This window comes from uncultured Nitrospira sp. (assembly GCA_902500695.1).
In the GTDB taxonomy this organism is placed as follows: Bacteria; Nitrospirota; Nitrospiria; order Nitrospirales; family UBA8639; genus Nitrospira_E.
Genome location: CABVRQ010000102.1, coordinates 1 through 2,839, shown reverse-complemented (window position 1 = coordinate 2,839; position 2,839 = coordinate 1). Strand labels below are relative to the sequence as shown.

The 2,839-nt window shown below is 48.8% G+C and carries 3 protein-coding genes; all 3 read right to left on the bottom strand.

The features are described 5' to 3' along the window. Positions 1 to 163: 163 nt before the first annotated feature. The gene (locus AAH187_RS17235; RefSeq protein WP_342349721.1) at positions 164 to 1,042 is read right to left on the bottom strand and encodes an HAD family hydrolase; all 879 of its coding nucleotides are present in this window, start codon (positions 1,040 to 1,042) and stop codon (positions 164 to 166) included. 170 nt (positions 1,043 to 1,212) lie between these two features. Further along, on the bottom strand, positions 1,213 to 1,551 hold the full coding sequence (locus tag AAH187_RS17230) for a pentapeptide repeat-containing protein (protein WP_342349720.1): 339 nt from the start codon (positions 1,549 to 1,551) through the stop codon (positions 1,213 to 1,215). A gap of 427 nt (positions 1,552 to 1,978) precedes the next feature. Then, on the bottom strand, positions 1,979 to 2,791 hold the full coding sequence (locus tag AAH187_RS17225; protein ID WP_342349719.1) for a CbbQ/NirQ/NorQ/GpvN family protein: 813 nt from the start codon (positions 2,789 to 2,791) through the stop codon (positions 1,979 to 1,981). Between the last annotated feature and the right edge of the window lie 48 nt (positions 2,792 to 2,839).

Genomic DNA, 2,839 nt, shown 5'->3' with positions numbered 1-2,839 from the left:
GTGAAAGATCTCTGTGCTGTGTACATGTTCCACCTCCTGGTGGGAAGGTCGCTTTTGTTAGGAGACATTTAACTCCTTTTACCTTACTCGACCGAAAATACCTTATGCAATGAGGTACCCGAGACCAAGGAATGAGGGAGGCCGGGGATTGGATAAAGAATAATTATGGAAGAGGAGCGGGCACGCGGGAGCCTTCAATCCCTTGCCGGCGAGTATCGACAATTCTATCGGCAACCTCGGTAATGTGCTTTTCCAGGATGAGACGGAGATGGCTGCCAGGGCGATAATCCGCAGGAGCCATGAAATGGACCCGGTCTGCGTGAAAGGTGAGCTGATAACATTTTTCAAAGGACCGACGGGTCTGATCTTCCGGATTATAGACCGCCAAGGCGAACCCGCCATTTTTCTTCATGACGGTAAAACAGGGGACGTCTGTCGGTCCATCGCCCACATAGATCATTTGTCGGAACGGTACCCGACGGCTTTCCTCGGGCATATGGTCGTTGACATCTTCTTTTAAATCCGTCAGTCCTTTGTTGACCCGAAACAGGAATTGGGTTTTCTGTGTGTGGCTGATGGTGCGTTTGGGGAAACTGATGTGCCCGTCTTCTTCGTCGAACTCACAACCAAATATGGCTCGGACTTGGCCGGCAATTACACTTCCCTCCAAAATGGCCTTCAATCCTGAACTGACCACATAATGTTCCAAGCGGATGGGCACCTCCTCATATTTTGCCTTCTTTAGCACCCCGTTGAGTTCTTCGAAAAATGAGGGGACACCTGGGAAAAATGACAATTGGTTCCCCATATCCCGGAGGTCTTGATTCGAAAGCGTCCGGATGCCTGGTTCCTCCAGCATCCGTTTCATATAGGCAAGTTCCTGATCGTAATCCCGATCCTGGATCAGAGCCGTGCAACTTTTCCAAAAGGTGGACGGGTCAAGTTCGGCATGCTGAAGAATCGTGTGATCCTGCATGTAATGCGGGCTCAACGTATGATCAAAGTCATAGATGATGGCAATAATGTTCTGGGGTTGATTCATAAGAATTCCTTGAGAGATCCAGGGAAAGGCAGTGTAAGATTGAGGAGTGAAAGGTGTCAACGAATAAGCCAACGCCAGGGGAAAAAGCCCTGGTGGCCTTACCAGATGTGAAATGCTGTTGAAGTAGAAGGAATGTCGCGTGAAAGTCAGATTAGAATGCGGACGAGCATTTATACGCCATAGCGCATACGCGTCCCCTGCTGGTTCGAAAGAAGAATTTCCTGAGCCGTGAGTTCTTTGGGAAGCAGTGTGCCGGAGATCTTGGTGCCGTGGAGACTGGCCCCCTCCAAATTGCATTGAGAAAGATCCACCCCTCGAAGATCGGCTTGTCGGAAATAACTTCCCCGGAAATCCATCCTTGCCACTTCAATGCCGCGCAGATCGACACTCCGGAAATCACAATTGCTGAGGTCAGGTATCTCCCCGGTCTTGTACCGGGCATTGAATTCAGCAATTTTCCCATCTCGAAGCAAGGTATACATGGGGTGGAGGGAGATTTTAGGTTTCATGCTGTGATCTCTAGGATGATCAATCAGTTCTTTTGAGGTTCCATGAGTGCGATCTCAGATGCGGGTAATCCTATTACCGTATCGGTTGTCCAAAACCTGGAATTAAGGGAGTCAATTCCATCTTTCTTCATTAGCCCGCAGAAATGTCATGAGGACCCAGTCGACTCAGGGAAGGCCAGGAAATAGAAGGGATAGGTGTTCTCAAATCAAGAAAATGCGGAGAGCTGGAGTATTCACAATTTAGTTGGAAATGGCTTGAAAGGTCGAACAAGGTTTTTGGAGTCTTGTTACAAAGAAATCCAGTCGGGCGGGTCTATGGAAAGTGTCGTTTTTAAACTTCCAGTGCTTATGAAGTGCGGTCTGGTCTTATTTTTTGAGCGTTACGGCCTGTCCGTAGTCGTGGTAGCAGCTTGTTGGTCGGTTCAGTCTAAAAAATTGCCTTGACGAGTTCTTGAATGCTGCGTTGCATATCGGTGTCGTCCGTAATCGGGCGGGTAATGGCGGCATCGCAAGCCCGCTCGGGGGCAACGCCCTGTTGCATCAAGGTCCCGGCGTAAATTAATAGTCGGGTACTGACACCTTCCTCCAGGCCATGGTTACGGAGATTTCGTACCTTTTCACCCAATTTGACTAACCGGATGGCAATGTCCCTGGAGACCTGGGCTTCATGCTCCACGATCCTGGTCTCGATATCTTTGGGAGGATAACCAAATTCAATGGCCATGAAGCGCTGCTTGGTGCTCTGTTTTAACTCTTTTAAGACGCTTTGATATCCGGGGTTGTAGGAGATCACCAGCAAAAAATCATCTACGGCTTCAAGAATTTGCCCTTTTTTTTCAATTGGCAAAAACCGTCGGTCATCACTCAATGGATGGATCAGCACCGTCGTATCTTTTCTGGCTTCGACCACCTCATCCAAATAGACCAAGGCGCCATGTTTGACTCCCAAGGTGAGCGGACCATCCACCCACACGGTTTCTTCACCTTTTAATAGGTATCGTCCGATCAAATCTGATGCCGTCAAATCTTCATGGCATGCGACGGTGATCAAGGGCCGGTTAAGCCGATGAGCCATATGCTGGACAAAGCGGGTTTTCCCGCATCCAGTAGGGCCTTTCAGCATGACTGGAATCTTGTTTTTTGCCCCGACGGAGAACAGGTCAATTTCCCCGTTCACTTCCTGATAAAACGGCTCCTCGGTTACCCGGAATTGTTCAATACCGAATTCAAGACCCTTCATAAATCAATCCAATGTCATGTAAGGATGGAACAGTGAAACAGGTGAATG

Coding starts and splice junctions, on each gene's coding strand:
- AAH187_RS17230 (WP_342349720.1), bottom strand. CDS start 1,551: ATGAAACCTAAAATCTCCCTCCACCCCATGTATACCTTGCTTCGAGAT.
- AAH187_RS17235 (WP_342349721.1), bottom strand. CDS start 1,042: ATGAATCAACCCCAGAACATTATTGCCATCATCTATGACTTTGATCAT.
- AAH187_RS17225 (WP_342349719.1), bottom strand. CDS start 2,791: ATGAAGGGTCTTGAATTCGGTATTGAACAATTCCGGGTAACCGAGGAG.